This window comes from Sphingobacterium bovisgrunnientis, assembly GCF_009829085.1.
Lineage (GTDB): Bacteria > Bacteroidota > Bacteroidia > Sphingobacteriales > Sphingobacteriaceae > Sphingobacterium > Sphingobacterium bovisgrunnientis.
Window position 1 is genome coordinate 94,589 of sequence record NZ_WUQY01000001.1, and the last position, 21,844, is coordinate 116,432.

The 21,844-nt window shown below is 37.1% G+C and carries 12 protein-coding genes; 11 read left to right on the forward strand and 1 reads right to left on the reverse strand.

Annotated elements, in window-relative coordinates:
• Positions 1 to 8: 8 nt before the first annotated feature.
• The 9 genes from GOQ16_RS17555 (at position 9) to GOQ16_RS00335 (ending at position 15,577) form a co-directional block, all read left to right on the forward strand.
• Positions 9 to 776 (forward strand): rhamnogalacturonan acetylesterase, encoded by a 768-nt coding sequence (locus GOQ16_RS17555; protein ID WP_240140930.1) that lies wholly within the window; start codon positions 9 to 11, stop codon positions 774 to 776.
• 6 nt (positions 777 to 782) lie between these two features.
• Positions 783 to 1,571 (forward strand): rhamnogalacturonan acetylesterase, encoded by a 789-nt coding sequence (locus GOQ16_RS17560; RefSeq protein ID WP_160066791.1) that lies wholly within the window; start codon positions 783 to 785, stop codon positions 1,569 to 1,571.
• Between the two features lie 151 nt (positions 1,572 to 1,722).
• Positions 1,723 to 2,889 carry a glycoside hydrolase family 88/105 protein gene (locus GOQ16_RS00305; protein ID WP_160066793.1) on the forward strand — a complete coding sequence of 389 codons (1,167 nt, stop codon included), beginning with the start codon at positions 1,723 to 1,725 and terminating at the stop codon, positions 2,887 to 2,889.
• 4 nt (positions 2,890 to 2,893) lie between these two features.
• Positions 2,894 to 5,854 (forward strand): glycoside hydrolase family 2 protein, encoded by a 2,961-nt coding sequence (locus GOQ16_RS00310; RefSeq protein WP_240140931.1) that lies wholly within the window; start codon positions 2,894 to 2,896, stop codon positions 5,852 to 5,854.
• Between the two features lie 5 nt (positions 5,855 to 5,859).
• Complete coding sequence (gene rhaM / locus GOQ16_RS00315; RefSeq protein WP_160066795.1) at positions 5,860 to 6,168, forward strand: L-rhamnose mutarotase; 309 nt, start codon at positions 5,860 to 5,862, stop codon at positions 6,166 to 6,168.
• A gap of 3 nt (positions 6,169 to 6,171) precedes the next feature.
• Positions 6,172 to 8,916, forward strand: a complete 2,745-nt coding sequence (locus GOQ16_RS00320; protein WP_160066797.1) for a glycosyl hydrolase — start codon at positions 6,172 to 6,174, stop codon at positions 8,914 to 8,916.
• A 106-nt stretch (positions 8,917 to 9,022) separates the two neighbouring features.
• Positions 9,023 to 10,054 (forward strand): GntR family transcriptional regulator, encoded by a 1,032-nt coding sequence (locus GOQ16_RS00325; RefSeq protein WP_160066799.1) that lies wholly within the window; start codon positions 9,023 to 9,025, stop codon positions 10,052 to 10,054.
• Between the two features lie 333 nt (positions 10,055 to 10,387).
• Complete coding sequence (locus tag GOQ16_RS00330) at positions 10,388 to 13,444, forward strand: SusC/RagA family TonB-linked outer membrane protein (RefSeq protein ID WP_204987395.1); 3,057 nt, start codon at positions 10,388 to 10,390, stop codon at positions 13,442 to 13,444.
• Positions 13,445 to 13,477: 33 nt separating this feature from the next.
• Positions 13,478 to 15,577 (forward strand): RagB/SusD family nutrient uptake outer membrane protein, encoded by a 2,100-nt coding sequence (locus tag GOQ16_RS00335; RefSeq protein WP_160066803.1) that lies wholly within the window; start codon positions 13,478 to 13,480, stop codon positions 15,575 to 15,577.
• A 78-nt stretch (positions 15,578 to 15,655) separates the two neighbouring features.
• On the opposite strand, the gene GOQ16_RS00340 is transcribed toward GOQ16_RS00335, so the two are convergent.
• Complete coding sequence (locus GOQ16_RS00340; RefSeq protein WP_160066805.1) at positions 15,656 to 16,255, reverse strand: hypothetical protein; 600 nt, start codon at positions 16,253 to 16,255, stop codon at positions 15,656 to 15,658.
• Between the two features lie 632 nt (positions 16,256 to 16,887).
• Between GOQ16_RS00340 and GOQ16_RS00345 the strand changes: the two genes are divergently transcribed.
• Both GOQ16_RS00345 and GOQ16_RS00350 read left to right on the forward strand, forming a co-directional pair.
• Complete coding sequence (locus GOQ16_RS00345; RefSeq protein ID WP_240140932.1) at positions 16,888 to 18,252, forward strand: glycoside hydrolase family 28 protein; 1,365 nt, start codon at positions 16,888 to 16,890, stop codon at positions 18,250 to 18,252.
• Positions 18,253 to 18,259: 7 nt separating this feature from the next.
• Positions 18,260 to 21,832: a DUF4450 domain-containing protein gene (locus GOQ16_RS00350; RefSeq protein WP_160066810.1), complete on the forward strand. Its 3,573-nt coding sequence runs from the start codon at positions 18,260 to 18,262 to the stop codon at positions 21,830 to 21,832.
• The last annotated feature ends 12 nt before the right edge of the window (positions 21,833 to 21,844 follow it).

Sequence of the window (21,844 nt, forward strand, 5' to 3'; positions counted from 1 at the left end):
AAGGAAGAATGAAAATTAGTAAGACAATAGCATTGTTGATTTTTGGGGTTGTCCTTATGTCCTTTATGTGGCATTCTTCAAAACCCACAATTTATATTATTGGAGACTCTACAGTGCGAAATAGCAATAAAGAATTTTGGGGCTGGGGCACGTTGCTGGGAGATTTTTTGGATACCACAAAAATTCAAGTTGCAAACCATGCTATGGCGGGAAGAAGTACACGAACTTTTGTGAAGGAGGGGCGTTGGGCGAAAGTTGATTCTTTGATGAAAAAAGGAGATTATTTATTAATCCAATTTGGACATAATGAAGGCAGCAAACCTGATACTTCGCGCCAAGGCTATAGAGGTGTGCTTCGTGGAATAGGACAAGATTCTGTTGTGCTGGACTGGGGAAACAACCAATTTGAAGTAGTACGTACGTATGGTGAGAATTTGCGCCGCTTTGTGAAACAAGCAAAGAAAAAAGGTGTAAAACCTATTTTGCTATCAATGATTCCACGTAATCAATGGGATTCGGAAGGGAGAGTAAAGCGAGCAAATCAAGATTTTGGTCTATGGGCCAAACAGATTGCTTCGGAGGAGAAAATACCTTTCATTGACCTCAATGAGATTACAGCCCAAAAATACGACAAGCTAGGAGCTGAATTGGTGAAATCCAAATATTTCCCAGGTGATCATACGCACACTAATTATGATGGTGCAATTGAGAATGCCGCATCTGTTGTGGAAGGTCTTACGACATTGAAACATCAAATTTCAAAGTTTTTAAAATAACAAACTATGCAAAGAAATATACTATTAATCTGTTTAAGTGTCGTATCACTGTTAATCCTAAACTCATTTTTACAAAAGGATAATACTAATCCCCGACTGTTCGTAATAGGTGATAGTACCGTCAAAAATGGAAGAGGCGATGGATCCAACGGGCAATGGGGCTGGGGAAGCTTTATTGCAAATTATTTTGATGAAAATAAGATTGAAATCAGAAATAAAGCTTTAGGAGGAACGAGTACGCGTACCTATTACAATAATCCAAAATTGTGGCAAGAGGTACTAGATAATATTAGACCAGGGGATTATGTCATCATGCAATTCGGTCATAACGATTCAAGCCCTGTGGTAGATACACTGCGTGCACGAGGTACGTTGAAAGGTAATTCCGATGATTACGAGGAAGTGATTAACCCGCTCTTGAAACAAACTGAAATGGTGTATAGTTATGGTTTTTATCTTCGTCGATTTGTGAAAAACGTTCAGGACAAAGGTGCGACCGCAATTATTTGTTCGCCAATACCAAGAAATTCATGGGATAATAATAAGGTGCGCAAATCCAATTATGCAGATTGGGCAAAAGAAGCTGCTTTGCAAAGTGGATCTCATTTTATCCCCCTTCAAGATTTAATAATAGATGTGTACGAGAAGGAAGGACAAGATGTTGTCAAGTCCACCTATTTTGGAGAAAAAGATGCTACACATACCATAAAAGCAGGCGCAGAATTGAATGCAAAACTTGTGGCTAATTACTTAAAAGCAAATGCTAATATCGGCTTAAAAAAGATGTTGAAATAGCTTAAAACATAGAAAAAAGACTTTTCGCAGGACACTACAGGTTGCTGTAAAAGCTAATTTACCTTATACTCGTAATTACAATAACCAATACACTTGTAAACAAAAACCGTTTGCAAGGAGATTTTTTGACGTTTACTACCGCTCATTTAATATGAAAAGAAATAAAATAGCCGTTTATGCCTTGTTGTTGTGCAGCTTGATTTATATATCAGCATGCGCATCTAAAAGTAAGATCACTACCGTCATTCAACCAGCAATTGATAAAGCTGAAGTATTAGCTGTATTGCAATCAACCAATAATTATTTTATGAATAAATGGCCCGATACGGGCAAGCCGCTTTACACGACGCGTTGGCGTCCGAGTAATATCTGGACCAGAGGCGTGTATTACGAAGGGTTGATGGCTTTGTACACGATTGATAAAGACAAACGCTATTATGATTATGCGGTAGATTGGGGCGAAAATCACAAATGGGGATTGCGTAATGGTACCAAAACTAGAAATGCCGATGATCAAACTTGTGGTCAAACCTATTTGGATTTGTATGAAATCGATCCACAGCCCGAGCGTATCAGAGATATTAAAACAAATATTGATTATGTAATCGCATCGGGTAAGTACGACGATTGGACTTGGATTGATGCCATTCAAATGGCAATGCCTGTGTTTGCGAAGTTGGGCGTCATGTATAAGGATGACAAGTACTTTGATTATATGTACAAAATGTATGCATATTCTAAGAATGAAGAAGGTGGAGGATTGTACAATAAAGCAGACAAATTGTGGTGGAGAGATAAAGATTTTGTGCCGCCTTATAAAGAGCCAAATGGTGAAGATTGCTACTGGTCTAGAGGAAATGGTTGGGTCGTAGCAGCATTGGTGCGTGTATTGGATTTGATTCCAGAGAACGAAAAGCACCGCGCTGAATATTTACAAGATTACAAAGAATTGATGGAAGGTTTGTTGGCTTGTCAGCGTGAGGATGGTTTCTGGAATGTGAGCCTGCACGATCCTACAAATTATGGAGGAAGAGAGACTTCAGGTACAGCGTTATTTGTTTATGGTATGGCATGGGGAATTAAGAATGGATTATTAGACGAGAAAATATATAGACCTAAGATGGAGTTGGCGTGGAATGCAATGGTAAAAGAAGCAATTCATCCTTCAGGATTTTTGGGTTATCTGCAAGGCACTGGCAAAGAGCCTAAAGATGGGCAGCCCGTTAGTTTTTCTTCTGTTCCAGATTTCGAAGACTATGGATTAGGGTGTTTCTTATTAGCAGGTGTAGAAGTATACAAATTATTAGATAAGAAATAGTTTAATGATGAATAAATCAGTCACTATACTATTGTTATTAATAATTGGCTTCCAAAGTCATATCGTTAAGGCTCAGATTTCGCAAGTTCTTAGCCTTAATGCAGAATGGCGTGTATATATCGGTGATACTAAAGACGCGCACAAAGAAAATTTTAATGATTCCACGTGGAAGCAAGTCACATTACCACATGCGTGGAACGAAGATGAAGCTTTTGCAAAAGCAATACACGAACATTCCACAAATATAGTTTGGTATAGAAAAAATCTTTATTTACCAGCTGATGTGCCTTTGGACAAAGTTTTTTTGGAATTTGAAGGAGCGCGTCATGGTGCTGAGATATTTGTAAATGGGGAATTTGTCGGAATTCACGAAAACGGAGTAATGGCATTTGGATTGGATATTTCCAAAGTGCTAAAGCGTAATGCAAAAAATATTATTGCAGTTCGTACGGATAATAGTTGGTCTTACCGTGAAAAAGCGACCAACAGTACTTACCAATGGAACGACAAAAATTTCAATGCCAATTATGGCGGACTTCCTAAAAATGTTTGGATACATTTCAAACCTAGCGTCTATCAAACTTTGCCATTGTACTCGAACCTGGGAACTACCGGCGTATATACCTATGCAAAGAATATAGATATCAAAAAACGTACGTTAGATCTTTTTGTGGAATCTGAAATAAAGAATGAAAGTTCTCAAACTGAATCAGGTAATTTCATTGTAGAAGTTCGTGATGCAACAGGTAAGGTGGTGAAACAATTTTCACAACCCTACAAAATCAATGTAGGAGAAACAAAAAACCTACTTGCAAAATCAGCATTACAAAACGTAAACTTCTGGAATTGGGGATACGGTTACTTGTATACAATTACCACAAAACTTACAAACTCTACTAAAGCAATTGATCTTGTAGAAACAAAAACTGGTTTTCGGAAAACCGAATTTCGTAATGGCATGGTCTTTTTGAATGATCAAGTATTGATGATGAAAGGTTATGCGCAGCGTACAAGTAATGAGTGGCCTGCTGTGGGCTTATCGGTTGCACCTTGGTTGAGCGACTTTAGTAATAAACTAATGGTGGAAAGCAACGCTAATCTAGTTCGTTGGATGCACGTTACTGCATGGAAACAAGATGTGGAGTCTTGCGATCGTGTTGGATTAATGCAAATGTTACCAGCTGGTGATGCAGAAAGAGATGTAACTGGACGTCGTTGGGAGCATCGGACAGAACTCATGCGTGACGCTATAATTTATTACCGTAATAGTCCCAGTGTGCTGATGTATGAATGTGGAAATGAATCTATCTCGGAAGATCATATGGCTGAGATGAAACAAATCCGCGATAAATACGATCCACATGGAGGAAAAGCTATTGGCTCTCGTGAAATGTTAGACAGCAAGATTGCGGAGTATGGAGGCGAAATGCTTTACATCAATAAAAGTGCACGTCATCCCATGATTGCAACAGAATATATGCGCGACGAGGCTTTGCGCAAATATTGGGATGAATACACCTATCCATACCACAAGAATGGTGAAGGTCCACTTTACAAAGGGAATGATGCAAGTGATTACAACAGGAATCAAGATTCTTTTGCCGCTGAGGCTGTTAATCGATGGTACGAATATTATAAAGTAAGACCTGGAACAGGAAATCGTGTTAGTTCGGGTGGCTTGAATATTATATTCAGTGACTCAAATACCCACTTTAGAGGTAAAGAAAATTACCGTCGAAGTGGCGAAGTAGATGCGATGCGCATTCCTAAAGATGCTTTCTACGCACATCAAGTGATGTGGAATGGTTGGGTAGAACCAGATCCAAAGGGATTACATATTGTTGGACATTGGAACTATGCCGAGGGCACGACCAAAGATGTTTTTGTAGTATCAGCTGCAGAAAAAGTAGATTTATTTATTAACGATAAAAAGGTTGAAGAAGGGCATCGATCTCAAGAGTTTTTGTTTACTTTTTCGAATGTGAAATATCAGAAGGGTGTCCTTAAAGCTATCTCTTACGATGCGAATGGAAATAAATTAAATGAAAAAACAATCCGTACCGCTGGAGAACCTTATCGCCTGAAGTTGAATTATTCGCATGGTAAAAATGGTCTTTTTGCCGATGGCAACGATATGGTCTTAGTAGAAGTCGAAGTTGTCGATAAGGATGGAAATCGTTGCCCAACAGCGACGAATATGATTGACTTTAAATTTGATGGACCTATGGAATGGCGTGGCGGAATTGCTCAGGGATCAAATAACTTTATACTAGCTGAATCATTGCCTGTCGAGGCTGGTGTGAATAGAGTATTGTTGCGAACACTGTATAACCAAACTGGCGAAGTGAAATTGTCGGCACATTCAAATGGTTTGCTTTCGGATAATATTTCATGGGGAGTACTGCCGATCCCTGTAAAGGATGGTTTATTTGAGAAATTATCTTCCAAAAATCTCCCTTCTAATTTAGACAGAGGAGAGGGATTGTCGGAGCCAGCTTTGAAAATTAAGCGAATTACCTTGCCAATAAAATCTGCCAAAGCAGCTACCAACCAAGATAAAGTTAATTCTTCATTTGATGATAATGAATTATCGGATTGGGTAAACGATGGCAAAATGCAAACAGCATGGGTGGAGTACACATTAGCCAAATCCGATTTTATCGATGAGATAGATGTGAAGTTGAATAATTTTAGATCTAGAGCATACCCACTTGAAATTTATGTGGATGATAAATTGATTGCTGATATCGTTACCAAACCAACATTGGGTTATTATACCATCCAACTACCAAGAACAAAAGGCAAGAAGGTAACAGTAAAGTTGAAGGGGGCTTCGTACACCGCACAGGAAAATAAACACGCCGAAATTGGAGGGAAAAAATTGGATGATGGGGTCGCGCGCAATGATGCGAATGCTAAAGGTACATTATCTATTATAGAGATTGATATTCACAAAAAAATATAATCGCGATGAAAGTAGCTTTTAAGATGAAATTGAAGCCTGGAATGCAGGATATATATAAAAAACGTCACGCTGAAATATGGCCGGAATTGGTCACATTGCTTAAAGAAAACGGTATTTCGGATTACACAATATTTTTGGATGAAGAAACGAACATATTATTTGCAGTACAACAGCTTTCGGGAAATTCTTCCCAAGAATTAGGGAACCATTTAATAGTACAAAAATGGTGGAAACATATGTCGGATATCATGGAAACCAATGAAGACCTGTCGCCTGTATCAATTCCATTGAAAACTGTATTTCATTTAGACTAAATTATGTTGAAGAAAAAAATATTAACACTATTATTAGCAGGTAGTTTGACTTCTTTTCAAGCTATTGCACAGGATTTGTGGCCACAAGTAACCAAAGAAATGAAACCTTGGACTAGATGGTGGTGGATGGGATCGGCTGTAGATAAACCCAATCTAGAGCGTGAATTAAAGTTGATAAATCAAGCTGGATTTGGAGGCGTAGAGATTACACCTATATATGGTGCCAAAGGATTTGAAAAACGTTATATCAACTTTTTATCTGATAGATGGATGGAGATGTTGAAAGTCACCACAGATCAATCCTCCAAATTAGGTATGGGGGTAGACATGAATCTAGGTACTGGCTGGCCTTTTGGAGGGCCATTTGTGACCCAAGAACAAGCTGCTACCAAATTCTTTTTGGATGAGGTTGATTTGAAGAAAGGTGAGAAATTGAAATTTCCTCTTCAGGTTAGCGATAAGAAACAAACATTTTCTAAACTACAAGCGCTACGCGCATTCAAAACAAATGGTGAGGAAGTTAATCTAGATAATTATTTAGGTACGAAGGAAGGCGAATGGACAGCACCAGAAGATATTAAGGTAATTGCATTATTCACAGGGCGAACACGCCAATTAGTCAAAAGAGCTGCCCCAGGTGGTGAAGGATACACCGTGGATCATTTGGGCAAAGAATCTGCTCAATCATACCTTAATCATTTTGCAAATTCATTCAAAGGAAAGGACCTGAACGTTCGTTCATTCTTCAATGACAGTTATGAGGTTTACGGAGCGAACTGGACAGATTCATTCTTAGCAGAATTTGAACGTATTAAAGGTTATAAATTACAAAATCACCTGCTGGATTTTTTGGGTAAAGGGGAAAATAAAGACAAAGAAGCACGTATAAAATCTGATTATAGAGAGATGATTAGTCTGTGTTTGAAAAACAACTTTCTAGTTCCTTTTACAAAATTTGCCAACACGCACGGAGCATTATCACGTAATCAAGCACACGGATCTCCAGGGAATTTAATTGATTTGTACGCTAGTACAGATATTGCAGAATGCGAAACGTTCGGTTCGAGTTTCTTTGATATCCCAGGACTTCGCCGAGACAAAGAAGATATTCGAAATGTGGATCCAGATCCGATGATGTTTAAGTTTGCATCTTCTGGTACTCATCTTTCTGGTAAGAAATTTACTACTTCAGAAACGTTCACTTGGCTAACAGAACATTTTAAAACGGCATTATCACAGGCTAAACCCGAAGTGGAGCAACTGTTTTTATCTGGGGTAAATCATGTGGTTTATCACGGCACGACATTTACACCACAGGATGTAGCTTTTCCAGGATGGCTGTTCTATGCATCTACAAATTTTGTAACCAATAATTCTTTTTGGGATCATTTGCCTGGCTTGAATTCTTACGTGACACGCGTACAATCCGTATTACAAACTGGTAAAGCGGATAATGAATTGCTTATTTATTGGCCTGTCTATGACGTGTGGCATGATACAAAAGGGGCATTTAAAACTTTATCTGTTCATCATGTTGACGAATGGCTACATCCAACATCTTTTTACAAACAATCGGTACGTTTACAAAGACAGGGATATAGTTTTGATTTTATTTCTGATGCGTTTATTTCACAGAGTAAAGTGTTAGACAATAAAGTTGTCACAGCAGAAAATGCGAATCCTTACAAGGCGATTTATGTGCCCGAGACTAAGTATTTTTCTGTCAATACTTTTAAGAATTTATTGCGTTTAGCTGAGGCCGGAGCGACGATTATTTTTGAATCATTACCGTCGGATATCGAGGGATATCATAATTACGATTCGCGCAAAAATGAATTGGCTGAACAAATAGCTTTATTGAAATTCAAAGAAGGCGTTCAAAATCAATATACCAAATACGGAAAAGGGAAAATTTATTTGACAAAAGATGTGACTTCTGCGCTCGAGACCGAAGAATTATTTGGTGAGCGATTGACACGTACTGGTCTGAAATTTACAAGAAGAATAATTGGTAACGACAACTATTACTACATCGTAAATCATAGTAAAAAAGATATTGATCAGGTTGTTGCATTAAATAATCTTAAAAAGCATTACACGCTACTAGATCCACAAACAGGTAAAGTGTTTAATTTACCGCATAATGACGATTTTATTCGCATGCAAATCCCTTCGGGATATGCTTGGATTGTCATTGCATCTAATGAAATTAAAGCTGAAAAATCATACCCATATATTGAAAAGCTTCAGGAAGAAAGTTCCTTTGCATCTCCTTGGAAATTATCATTTATCAAGGGAGGTCCACAATTGCCACAAGCAGAAACATTAGCCAAGCTAAGCTATTGGACAGCACTGAATAAGTCTTCGTTGAATAAATTTTCAGGGATAGGGGCGTACGAGACGATAATTGATATCACAAAAAAGGAAGGTAAATCCTATTTGTTGCAATTGGGAAGTGTAGGTGAGAGTGCTCGTGTGATTATTAACGGCAAAGAAGCAGGAATTTTGTGGGCGCATCCTTATCAAATCGAAGTTGGCGAGTTATTGCAAAATGGCAAAAATACCGTTCGTATTGAGGTCGCGAATTTAATGGCAAATCGTATGCGCGATCTGGATGAGAAAAAAGTGAAATGGAAAAATTACCACGAAATAAACTTTGTAAATATAAATTATAAGGAATTTGACGCAAGTCAATGGAAAGTTTTGGAGAGTGGTTTGCAAGGTCCAGTAAAATTATTTAGTTATTAATTGGTTATAAGTTGTATAGCATATAAAGACAAATAAAAAAGTATTCGGTAGTTGTTAGTATAAAAAAAATGTATTTTCTTTATGCTAACACTACCAACTATAAACAATGAACAGTTCCTCTTTCAATAAAAATATTCAAATCAGTGATTTTTCGTCTACACCGAAATATATTCAATTGGTAGATGCAGTAATCGATGGAGTTAGAAATAATTACCTCAAACAAGGAGACATTTTGCCTTCAATCAATGAATTGAGTATATACTTGGATATCTCGCGCGATACAGTCGAAAAAGGATACAAACAACTTAAGAAGTCAGGAATAATTTCTTCGACACCAGGCAAAGGGTATTTTGTAGCAAGAACCGATGTTGCTAAAAAATTAAAAATTGCACTGTTTCTTAATAAATTGAGTGCGCACAAAAAGATTGTGTATGATTCTTTTGTGAAGGAATTAGGAGATGAAGCTTCCATAGATTTATTCGTGTACAATAGTGATATTTCTCACCTGCGCAGATTATTGCTGAATCTCAATAAACAATACGACCGTTATGTAGTTTTTCCGCATTTCAAAGAGGGCCGTGATCAAGCTCCTGAGGTGCTTTCACTGCTACCAGAAGACAAATTGATGCTTTTGGGTAAACATATTGAAGGGATCAGTGATAATGTAGATTGTGTTTATGAAAATTACGAGAAAGATATTTATGAAGCACTTGAAAAGTTTTTAGAGCCACTCTCTCGTTATCAAATGATCAAACTTGTTTTTCCCGATAACAGCGATTACCCCAAAGCTATAATAAAAGGTTTCTATAAATTTTGTAATCAATACGCATTCGATCACATTCTGGTGGGTAATCTTGCCAAAGAACCGATCAAAAAGGGAGAATGTTATATCAACCTTGCTGAAGATGATTTAGAGCTTATTCTGGAGAAGAGTATAAAGAAGGGATTAAAAATAGGTAAGGATATAGGCATCATCTCTTACAACGAAACAGCCTTGAAAAAATTTATTTTGAGTGGTATTGCAACGATTTCTACTGACTTCGAATTAATGGGGAAGTACGCAGCACAAATCATTAAGGATAATGAAAAAAAGCAAGTTGAAGTCCCGTTCTATGCCAACTATCGACCTTCCATTTGATACAGGACAATACAGGATGCAAAACTAAAGACGCGTACCTATCTTTAGTTATTATGAACAAGGAGTATTCTACCTGAAAAAATTTTAAACCTACTTTATTTTCTACCACCCAATAGAAAATTAGAACTTAATTAAAACAAGTAATGTGAATAGCGAGACACTTTTCATACAAGACTTGTATGCAGTTATGTAAACGTTAGGTTGCTACTTTTTTCAATTTTGGAATCAAAATAAACTACTAGATGATAAACAATGAAAAGGAAAAAACAAACTAACCTATTTTTCCAAAAGTATTTAAGTATGAGGGCTACACTGCTTTTCAGCTTAATGTGCATGTGTATTTCACTGTCTTTTGGTCAAACCCCAGTCACCGGTAAAGTCACCGATATATCTGGTAATCCGATTGAAGGAATTACAGTTTCTTTAAAAGGTTCTTCAAAAATCGTCTCAACGAGTTCTTCAGGACAATATAACATTGATGCACCTAGCAATGGCGTATTGAGTTTTCGTGGAATTGGTTATGCGACGCTGGAAGAATCTATTGCGGGAAGAACTACGATTAATGTTCAATTAACTGCTGAGAATCTCGAAGTAGATGAGGTGGTAGTCGTTGGTTACAACGTCGTAAGGAAATCTGATGTAACAGGCGCTGTGGCAAGTATCGGAGAAAAAGAACTTAAAGCTATGCCCGTAAAGGATGCTTTACAAGCTATGCAGGGTAAGGCAGCTGGTGTAGACATTACATCAAATCAACGTCCAGGTACTACAGGTAGCATTGTGATTCGTGGTCTACGCTCGCTTTCTGCTACCAATAGTCCGTTATATGTAGTTGACGGTATGCCTTTGCAAGGCAGTGGAATCGATAATATCAATCCATCAGATATTGAGACTATTGATATTTTGAAAGATGCCTCTGCTACAGCCGTGTATGGATCGCGTGGAGCAAATGGTGTTGTATTGGTAACAACCAAAAAAGGTAAGAAGGGTAGAACATCCTTGAATTATGCTGGTACAGCTACATCAGAGAAAATGATCGATGTGACTGAATACATGAGTGCCGCTGAATGGATTGATTACGCAAGATTGGCTAAGACAAAATCTACTACACCTAGTTATAGCGAAGATTTATCGCGTTGGGGATCAGTAGCAGCATCTTGGGCAAATATTGCAAAAGGATGGACACAAAATAATACAGTTTGGGATCCTTCATTAGTCGGTGAATTTGATTGGGCATCAATCGGTAGAAAGAATGCACTATCGACGGAGCATACATTGAGTGTATCTGGAGGTACTGATATTACGCAGGGATATGGTTCATTTGGTTATTTGAAACAAGATGCAACCCAACCAGGCCAATTGTATGAAAGATTTACCTCGAAAATTAGTTATGAAGCTTCACCTACCAAATGGTTTACCATGGGGCTGAATATGAATTTGACGTATGGCGACCAAGATTACGGATACAGTTTTACAAAATCTACTACAGGAGCTGGTGATTATTACAATGCTTTGCGTGGTATGCTACCGTGGACAGTTCCTTTTGATGCTGATGGAAATTACCTGCGCAATCCAGCTGCTGGTGATATCAATATAATAAACCCCATCAATGAATTGGAACACAATACCAATCAGCGTCAAAGTTTAGTGGCTACGGGTAGCTTTTTCGGACAAATAGATTTTGGAAATATCTTTTCTCCTTTGAAAGGATTACGCTATAAAATGCAGTTTGGTCCAGAATATAGACATTACAGATTAGGTATTGCGAACGCTGCAGAAGGTATTAACGGTGATGGCAATAATGCAGTGACATACAGTCCGGATAGAACTATGGCGTGGACATTGGACAATTTGGTGTTTTACGATAGAGATTTTGGTACGGATCATAAGTTAGGTTTAACTTTCTTACAGTCAGCGTCAGCTTATAATTTCGAAAGTGCGACTATGCGCGCTACGGATGTATACAGTGCACGTGAACTGTGGTACAACATTTCTTCTGGAGGATTTACAGGATCATATGGTACGGGATTGCGTGAATATCAATTAGAGTCCTATCTTGCACGTTTGAACTACATCTACAAAGACAAATATATATTAACAGCATTCACACGTTGGGATGGCTCTTCGGTTCTTGCGCCTGGTTACCAATGGGATTCATTCCCATCCGTTTCTTTGGCTTGGCGTATTGACAAAGAGAATTTCATGCAAAATGCATCTTTTGTAAATGCATTAAAATTAAGAGCAGGTATGGGTGTAGTAGGTAACCAAGGTATCGGTCCTTACGCCTCAAAAGGAGGTCTTACACAAATATTTTATAATTGGAGTGGTACCTCATCAGTCCCAGGATATGTGGCTTCAGATCCATCGGCAGCAAATCCACAAAAAATGGCTAATCCTCAATTAGGATGGGAACGTACAACACAATTTAATGTGGGCTTGGATTATGGATTTTTCAATAATAGAATCAATGGTGCGGTAGACGTTTATAGCACTAAGACTGATGATTTATTAATGTCAATGCTTATCCCATCTATCTTGGGCTATACATCGACAAATGCTAATGTTGGAAAAACAAAAGGTTGGGGTATCGATCTTCAATTAAATACCGTGAATATCCAGAAACAAGATTTTCAATGGAGTACATCTTTGACATGGTCAAAAGATAAAGGTGAAATCGTGGAATTAGCGAATGGAAATTTGCAAGATGTAGGTAATAGATGGTTTGTAGGAAGTGAATTGGCTGTAGCTTACGATTTGGTATACGATGGTATTTGGAAAACTTCGGAGGAAGCTGAAGCTGCTACATTTGGAAGAAAGCCAGGGCAAATCCGCGTAAAAGATTTAAGTGGTCCTGATGGAGTTCCTGACGGAAAAATTGATCTAAATACTGATAGACAAATTATAGGGTCTTATCGTCCTAAGTGGTCTGGTGGTATCTCCAATACACTTAATTATAAGAATTTTGAGCTTTCATTTTTCATCTATTCGCGTTGGGGATTCTTAGTGAATGCTGGAGCAGCGACGTTGGATGGCCGTTATATGCAGCGTAAGTTGGATTATTTTATCCCGGGTGTAAATGAAGACGCAGAATATTATATGCCTGGTTCTAATGGTGAAGCGGCAGACACGTACAGCTCTTCTATGAATTATAGAGACGGATCTTTTATAAAATTGAGAAATGTAAGTTTTGGATATAATGTGCCAATGAATAAACTTCAAAGAATAGGTGCTAGTAACATTAAAATTTATGGTCAGCTAATGAACCCTGCGATGTTATATTCAAAAATCGACTTTTTAGATACAGACCTTTCGAATTACAACAACAACTCCAATCAAATTGGTTCTTCAGTTACCACCAGAGGTTTTGTTTTGGGTTTAAGTGTAGGTTTTTAATAGTAACGCTGATTAATATTTAAAAAGAAAAAGATGAAAAAAATTAATTTTAAAATAATAGCAGCGTCTGTCTTAGGTGTTGCTTGTATATCAATCTTTGAGTCTTGTAGTAAAGACTTTTTAAAAGAGGAACAACTTAGCCCACCTAGTACGCACATTTTTACGACTGTACAAGGTCTAGACGATTTGTCAACAGGTGTGTATTCCAAATTGAAATTCAAATTCAACTACACTTGGGGCATGGCGCTTTTCAATCTCGGGGTAGATGAATTTACAGATGCAAATAATGCATCTCCAAGTTTTAATAGTTATGGTACGGATTTAAATCCAACAGAATCGACTTATGGCGGGCAAAATATCGCACCACTATGGGATAATATGTATTCAGGAATTGAGTCGGCTAACACCTTGATTCAAAACGTTCCCTTATACTATGATAAATCTAATAGCAACTATGATGTACGTCTGGGTGAAGGTTATTTCATGCGCGGTTATTTCTATTTGCAACTGGTTACTCAATTTGGGGGTGTACCGCTTAAATTGACTCCCTCTGATGGTGTATCCACCTATTTCAAACGCAATACTGAAGAAGAGTGCTTTGCACAAATCATTTCAGATTTGGAAGAAGCTTATAAGTTATTGAAACCTACGGGAACGGAATTTGGTCGTGTCACGAAATGGGCGGCAGCTCACTATTTGGCTAAATCACATCTTACTAGAGCAAGTGAATTATATAGCGGTTGGAATACAAATTTTGTGAGTTCTGATTTAGATGCGGTGATTAAATATGGGACAGAAGTTGTAAATGCGCATCCATTGGTAAATGATTTTACGGAATTATGGGATTACCAAAGAGCAAATAGCGCAAATGAGCGTGTATCTGAAGTTGTATTGTCGGCTCAATTTTCAGACGATCAAGCGACTTGGGGACGTTATGGTAATCAAATCCATTTGTATTATCCAGCAGTTTATCAAGATTTGGCAGGTACTTCAAGAGATATTTCTGGTGGTCGTGAATTTTCATATGCTAGATCAACAAATTACACTTTAGATGTTTTTGATCGTGTGAATGATTCTCGCTTTTGGAAATCTTTTATCACTACGTATGGTAGCAACAATACAAATACTGCTCCTTCTTGGACGGCAGAACAAGCTGCAATAGGTCCTTCAGGAACTGTAGCTGGCACAAAACGTTTTAGAGGTGGAGATTTAGCTATTAAATATATTGTTAATAACGCGGGAGATAATAGATTTACTAAAGTTGGTACAGATCTTACATCGGTAGCAAAGGCTGGTGTAATGCAAAATACACATACGTTTGTAAGATATTTTGAAGGACAACCTCAAGCCTGGGTAGGTGCACATGGCAATTATGGCTATTTCTTGGCACAAGGAGCGAGTACGCATTCACGCTATGTCGCATTGTCCAAATTCCGTGATGGTTATCGTATTAATATTGCATCTCAATTTGGTACTCGTGACGCTATCATGGCGCGTTCAGCTGAAGATGTATTGATGGTAGCAGAGGCTTATGTGCGTAAGGGCGAAGGACAGTATGCAAATGCTATTGCATGGATAAATCGACTACGAAATCGCGCAGGATTTAAAGAAGGGGAAGATAGAACCAAGCATATTGATGGTGGACAATCGTATTTAAACAATCAATATGCTGCAGGCAAAGGTGGTGGATTCTCCGCAGAAGGTGCAATTTATTGGAATAAGAACACATACTACGAGTCAAACAACGACATGCCTGTATCGACATCTTCTACTACTTCGTCACTTGTGATCAACTCTGTGAACGATATTTACAATTCGCCTGTTGATCTCCCAATTTACAACAAACTGGGTGCTACAAGTAACGCGCAAAAGATGTTGCAATTTATATTGAATGAGCGTACAAGAGAATTGTGTGGAGAATTGTATCGCTGGGAGGATTTAGCGCGTACGAAAACGTTGGAAGCAAGATGGAAAGCATTCAACGATGGATTTGTAAGAGGAAATTCAGTGTTCAATCCGAATACGCACTACTACAGACCACTGCCGCAATCATTCTTGGATGCTATTACAAATGAAAATGGAATAGCACTGTCTCCAGCAGAAAAACAAGCAATGCAGAATCCGGGTTATTAGTACTAGCATGCTGTAAAACTAGAAGAGCCAACTTACAAATTAGTTGGCTCTTCTAGTATACTTATAACTTGGTTCATATTATGAATCCCGTTTCATCTGCTCATCAAGCAATTGACGTTTTAGTTTTTGTTCTGTTTCTAAGGCTTTCTTTTTGTGAGCTTGATATTCATTTTGAACTTCCTCTGCAGTTTTTTGATGTTCTACAGCATCTACTTTAGCTTTTCTAAAAGAAATCAATATAATAAATAGCGCAACTGCAAGAACGCCAATGATCGTCCATACTAACGTGTGATAAGAAGACTTTCCAAAATCAATACCTAAAAAAGAAATACTATCAGTTTTGTCTTGCTCAATTTTTAAACTTTGAGATAGCGTTTGTACCGAATCTTTCAAAGATTGTACTTGTTGTACCGAAGAAGATGAATTGCTTTTCAGAGAGGCTATTTCCTTTGTATATTTTGCTATAGAATCAGCGATATTTCGTTGTACGATTTCAATATTAGATTTACGTATTACTTTGAAATGTACATCCTGGCTTCTTGACTGATTTAATAAGACCTGAAATTGATTTTGTAAGGAAAGATTAGACTGCAACTTTTGTTGTAATGTGGGTTGTGGCTGAGCAAAACTTACAATTGATACGAAAATTAATATAGTTGAAAAGATTGATTTATACATAGTGATAATGATGCGCTTTTGACTTTTACGTAAAGTTGTTAAAATATTTGCTCATTAGCAAGCGTATTGCTTTTTAATATCCATTCAGGAGAGCAAAGCGATAATGATGGGCTGCCTAATATAGAATCTAATCATTGGATAATTTATTGTTCTTTTTTAGGTAGAAGACGTTTAAGATTTTATGCTGTAACATTGTGGAGACAAATAGGCATTGTAGAGATTTATAGCTCTTTTTCAGGACACTGCAGGATACTCAAAGCGTTTGGGATGGGTATTTTAGATATTGATAACCATTATAAATCAATGACCTTACTTGAGAATTCAACACAACGAACAATAACCCGAAGGGAGTTCTTTGCCAATATAGATAGTTTTTGCCAATTGCCTACGAGTGGATTTGAATTTTCAGCATCCACTTCCTTTAAATTGAAATCAATTGGAAGTACACTTCCATATGCAGAGATTAAGAATTATGTAAGGGAGCGTAATCCAAGTCTAATACAAAAATTCGCTCGGAGCCACCAAATATTCAGCTAATCAACTATTAAACCCTTCGTATTTCAAATCATATAATCCAATTTAAATTTATGCTTATAATGAAAAAACTTACCTTATGTATTTTTATGTGTTTCATGGCTTTAGTTACACTTAGCCAAGAAACAATTTGGACCTCATCTAAACAGCCTTTAGAAGAAGTAAAGAAACTAAAGAAATTAATAAAAGCCCCAACATTTAGAAACAAGGACTATAACATCAAAAATTTTGGTGCAGTGGGAGATGGAAAGTATAAAAATACAGATGCAATTCGTGAAGCTATAGAAAAGTGTAATAATGAGGGTGGTGGTAGAGTAGTTGTTCCAAAGGGTGTTTTCTTAACGGGAGCTATTTACTTAAAAAGTAATGTGAATCTACATATTAGCGAAGGTGCTACACTTCTATTTAGTCGTGATAGCTCCGATTATCCAATTGTATTCACCCGTTGGGAAGGAATGGAATGTATGAATTATTCGTCATTCATTTATGCATTTGAAGAGGAGAATATCGCCATTACTGGAAAAGGATTATTAGATGGAAATGCTGACATGGATAATTGGTGGTATTGGTGTGGCGCGCGTCATTATGGATGGAATGAGAGCCGTCCTGGGGAGCAAAAACCAGCCAGAGCTAAATTACATCAACAAATGGCTGATGAGGTAAATCCTCGCGATCGTGTTTATGGTGATGGTCATTTTTTAAGACCAAATTTTATACAACCGTATCTGTGTAAAAATGTATGGATTGCTGATGTGAAATTGATAAATGCACCTATGTGGAATATTCATCCGGTATTATGTGAAAATGTATTAGTAGAAAGAGTAAAAGTCGTAACACTTGGTCCCAATAACGATGGATTAAATCCAGAGGCTTGTAAAAATGTATGGATAAGAGACTGCTATTTTGATACTGGAGACGATTGCATAGCCATAAAATCTGGACGTGATCAAGATGGAAGAAATATTGGACACCCTGCGGAGAATCACATTATTGAAAATTGTATGTTCAAAGAAGGACATGGTGGTGTAGTAATAGGAAGTGAAATTGGTGGTGGTGCACGAAATATATATGCGCTAAATAATACGATGGACAGCAAAGAATTAGACAGAGCCTTACGTATCAAGACTAGTTCTAGCCGTGGTGGGGTAATCGAAAATGTTTTTTTCTACAACACACAAGTAGGGCAATACAAAGAGGCTGCAGTTCGATTTAATATGTTCTATGAAAAGCCAGGAAACCATATCCCAACTATTAGAAATATCTGGGTAGAAAAATTAAATGTTAGTCAAGGTGGAAAATACGCTGTTCTTTCAGCAGCCTATGAATCATCTCCTGTAACAAATTTTACGATGATAGATTGTACCATTAATGGTGTTAAAGAGCCTTATAAAGTTGATCAACTAAAAAATGTTAATTTGAAAAATGTGAAAATTAACGGTAAAGCCTATACTTCATTTGACTAGAAAAGATATGCTACGAAATATTTTGTTGGGTTTTATTCTTTCTCTATGCATAAGCAATATTCATGGGCAATCTAAACACTGGCAGAAAAATCAGCGAAGTCTTCACTATACAGAGGACAACGGGGATTTTCTGCTAGTCAATGGAAAATATAGATTTAATAAGGCTCTTTATGGAAATAATTTAGCTTCGCGTGTCGAAGCTGGTGATTTACCAGAATTTGCATTATATATGCCCGGAATGGGCGGAAATTTACAATTTGTTATACAAGCAAAAGGGAAAAATAAAAGGTTAATTGATGCAGATTACATAGAAACAAGATTGCAGTCTGGTCGTATGAATTATCGGATCAAGGACATATCACTTGGCGATGGGCAAATAACAATATCCGTATTATCACACTATCAAAAAGAAGGAATGATTGTGAAGATAGAATCACAAAACATTTCAAGTGAGGTAAGCCTTTTTGCAATCTATGGGGGAGCAAGTGGTTCTACTTTTAGTCGTGCTGGTGATATTGGCGCCGATCCGGAGTCTAGTTTTTATCTCCTGCCAGAATATTGTATAAATAATACTTATACCATTAAAAAAAATACATTTGAACTGCATTACCTCAATAGAAGGAAAAACGACGAATATTTGTATGGAACATTCTCTAATACGCACAGAGTACAGCAAGGAGATGCAAATTCACTAATTAATGATATAAAATTAATTGAAGCCAAAAACTCAAAAAATCCTATTGTTTATGTTCCATATAAACTTGAAGCAAAGCCAATCTATATAAGTATCTCTCGTGAGAAAACGAATGGTAATGTGGATGAAAAACAATTAGCCAATGAGTGGAAAAATGCAGACGAAGCTCGACTTATGATTGCTAATCGTATTCAATTAAAAACTCCAGATCGCTTTATCAATACTTTTGGTTCTACGTTGGCCTTGGCTGCTGACGCTATCTGGGAGAGTCCTACTTTTTTACATGGTGCAGTTGCTTGGCGGATGCGATTGAATGCATGGCGTGGAGCCTATGCAGCTGATGCATTGGGTTGGCATGATAGGGCTAAAGAGCATTTCAGTAGTTATTCTAACTCCCAGGTATTAGAACCTTCTTCCGCAAAAGTTGTCATGGATACAGCTCTCAATCTAGCAAGACATATTGAAGAACTGGGGACTTCTATGTTTTCGAGTGGTTATATATCTCGAAATCCCAATAATAATAAAGTGGCACATCATTATGATATGAATTTGGTGTTTTTCGATCAGATATTTTCACATTTTGATTATACCGGAGACACGAAGTATTTGGTGGATTTATGGCCGGCTATAGAACGCCATTTGGATTGGGAAAGGCGAAATTTCAAACGTGACGGTTTATATGATGCCTATTGTGCAATATGGGCAAGTGACGGTTTGCAGTATTCTGGTGGGGGAGTAGCTCATACTACTGCGTATAATTACCGTGCGAACGTCGCTGCGGCGAAGTTGGCTAAAATCATTAACAAAGATCCTACAATTTATGAAAAAGAGGCAAAAGAAATTTTGCAGGCAATGAAATCTAAATTGTGGTTGAAAGATCGGGGGTATTTTGCTGAATTTCAAGATATGCTCGGTCAACAACTTGTCCATGATAAGCCAGGTTTGTGGACTATTTATCATGTCGCAGATGCACACATGTTAGATGGTTTTGAAAATTATCAAAATACGCAGTATATAAATAATTATTTGCCAAAAATTCCTATTCAAGTTGATGGGCAGCAACATGATAATTTGTATACACTAGCTACATCGACTTGGCAACCGTATACATGGTCTGTTAACAACGTTGCTTTGGCCGAAAATCTGCAAGCATCATTGGCATATTGGCAATCAGGACGAAGTGATGAAGCTTTTCACTTGTGGAAAAGTAATGTAATAGAAAGTATGTACCACGGAATAAGTCCAGGTAATTTTCAACAATTATCACATTATGACGCTTACAGAAGTGAATTATACCGTGATTTTGCAGATCCGATAGGTGTAGCTTCTCGTACACTTACTGAAGGATTATTTGGTTATTTACCAAAATTATTAGATGGCTTTGTATCTATTAAACCTGGATTTCCAGCGGATTGGGATTTTGCTGAGCTAGTAACTCCGCATTGGAGTTACAACTTTAAAAAGGAGAATAATACCAATAAGTATACTATTAAAACTAAGTATGCTTCTCCAATTGCACTACACTTAGAAATTCCAGTTTACACAACTATTGTAAAACGTGTCCTTATTAATGGTAAGGAAGTATCCTGGACGTTAAAAGAAGAGTCAATAGGAAATCCAATTATACTTTTTAAGACAGAAAAATCTCAAGATTTTCATATTGAAGTTGAATATGCAGGATCTGATATTATTTTTGATACATCAGTTATTCAGCATGCATTCTCAGATGAATTTAAAATAAATTTACCTGCCGGATTTAGTGTAATTGAAGTATTCGATCCTCAAAAAATAGTAAAAAACCATACAGGGACAATATTCAATTTCTCAGCTAAAGAACATAAAGGAACTTTTTTTGTAAAAGGGAAAAAAGATAATATAGCATGCTGGTTTCCGATCAATGTAGATTTAATACAGCCAATAGCTCATTCTTATCACGTCAATGATAATAGCGTGGAGCTGACGTTGCATAATGTTTCTGCTTCTTCAAAATCAATATACCTGAGTAAAGGAACATTTAAGTTGGATAAAATCTTACAAGCAGGCGCGAAGGAAAAAATAGATCTTCCTTTCTCAATTTTTACGAAAGGAACAAACATTTTCAATTTAAAATCAAACAATAGTGTTTCAAAAATTTCAATAACCAATTGGGATATACCTAATGAAGGGAAGTATACTTCTATCGATTTGTCTTCGAAGTATAACGATCGTGTTTCAAATATTTTCCAACAAAAATATCTGTCACCTCGTCCTGAAGTTCCAACACTACAATTACCCACACAAGGTATTGGCAATTGGTGTTATCCTTTGGTAACAGCAAATATCGATGATACAGGTTTCTTGGCGAGTCGTAAAAATGATTTAGTTAATTATTTAGGGATTCCATTTTTAATTAAAGGAAATGATAAAAACATCATTTTTACAAGTCGATGGGACAATTATCCTACTGAGGTAGATATTGTATTGAGTGGTAATGCTTCTAAAGCTTACTTCATAGTTGCAGGATCAACAAATCCGATGCAGTCTCAAATGGTGAATGCCAAAATCATAGTGAAGTATCATGATGGATCTTCTGATACTTTAAATATGAAAAATCCAACCAATTGGTGGCCAATAGAACAAGATTTTCTTGATGATAATTATGCTTTTGAAATAGCTGATGATTTAATTCCTTATCGTATAAAATTAAATTCAGGTGAATTGTATAAAGGTGGTTCACTCAAGAAGTACGATGAGATTAAAGGTTTCACGTCAAGAGCAATCAATGGAGGAGCAGCTACTCTATTGGACTTACCATTGGATAAAACTAGATCACTAAAATCATTGAAATTATTAACAGAAACCAATGAAGTTGTTGTTGGACTGATGGGGTTGACCCTGCTTAAATAATACTAATTAGAT

Coding starts and splice junctions, on each gene's coding strand:
- GOQ16_RS17555 (WP_240140930.1), top strand. CDS start 9: ATGAAAATTAGTAAGACAATAGCATTGTTGATTTTTGGGGTTGTCCTT.
- GOQ16_RS17560 (WP_160066791.1), top strand. CDS start 783: ATGCAAAGAAATATACTATTAATCTGTTTAAGTGTCGTATCACTGTTA.
- GOQ16_RS00305 (WP_160066793.1), top strand. CDS start 1,723: ATGAAAAGAAATAAAATAGCCGTTTATGCCTTGTTGTTGTGCAGCTTG.
- GOQ16_RS00310 (WP_240140931.1), top strand. CDS start 2,894: ATGATGAATAAATCAGTCACTATACTATTGTTATTAATAATTGGCTTC.
- rhaM (WP_160066795.1), top strand. CDS start 5,860: ATGAAAGTAGCTTTTAAGATGAAATTGAAGCCTGGAATGCAGGATATA.
- GOQ16_RS00320 (WP_160066797.1), top strand. CDS start 6,172: ATGTTGAAGAAAAAAATATTAACACTATTATTAGCAGGTAGTTTGACT.
- GOQ16_RS00325 (WP_160066799.1), top strand. CDS start 9,023: ATGAACAGTTCCTCTTTCAATAAAAATATTCAAATCAGTGATTTTTCG.
- GOQ16_RS00330 (WP_204987395.1), top strand. CDS start 10,388: ATGTGTATTTCACTGTCTTTTGGTCAAACCCCAGTCACCGGTAAAGTC.
- GOQ16_RS00335 (WP_160066803.1), top strand. CDS start 13,478: ATGAAAAAAATTAATTTTAAAATAATAGCAGCGTCTGTCTTAGGTGTT.
- GOQ16_RS00340 (WP_160066805.1), bottom strand. CDS start 16,255: ATGTATAAATCAATCTTTTCAACTATATTAATTTTCGTATCAATTGTA.
- GOQ16_RS00345 (WP_240140932.1), top strand. CDS start 16,888: ATGGCTTTAGTTACACTTAGCCAAGAAACAATTTGGACCTCATCTAAA.
- GOQ16_RS00350 (WP_160066810.1), top strand. CDS start 18,260: ATGCTACGAAATATTTTGTTGGGTTTTATTCTTTCTCTATGCATAAGC.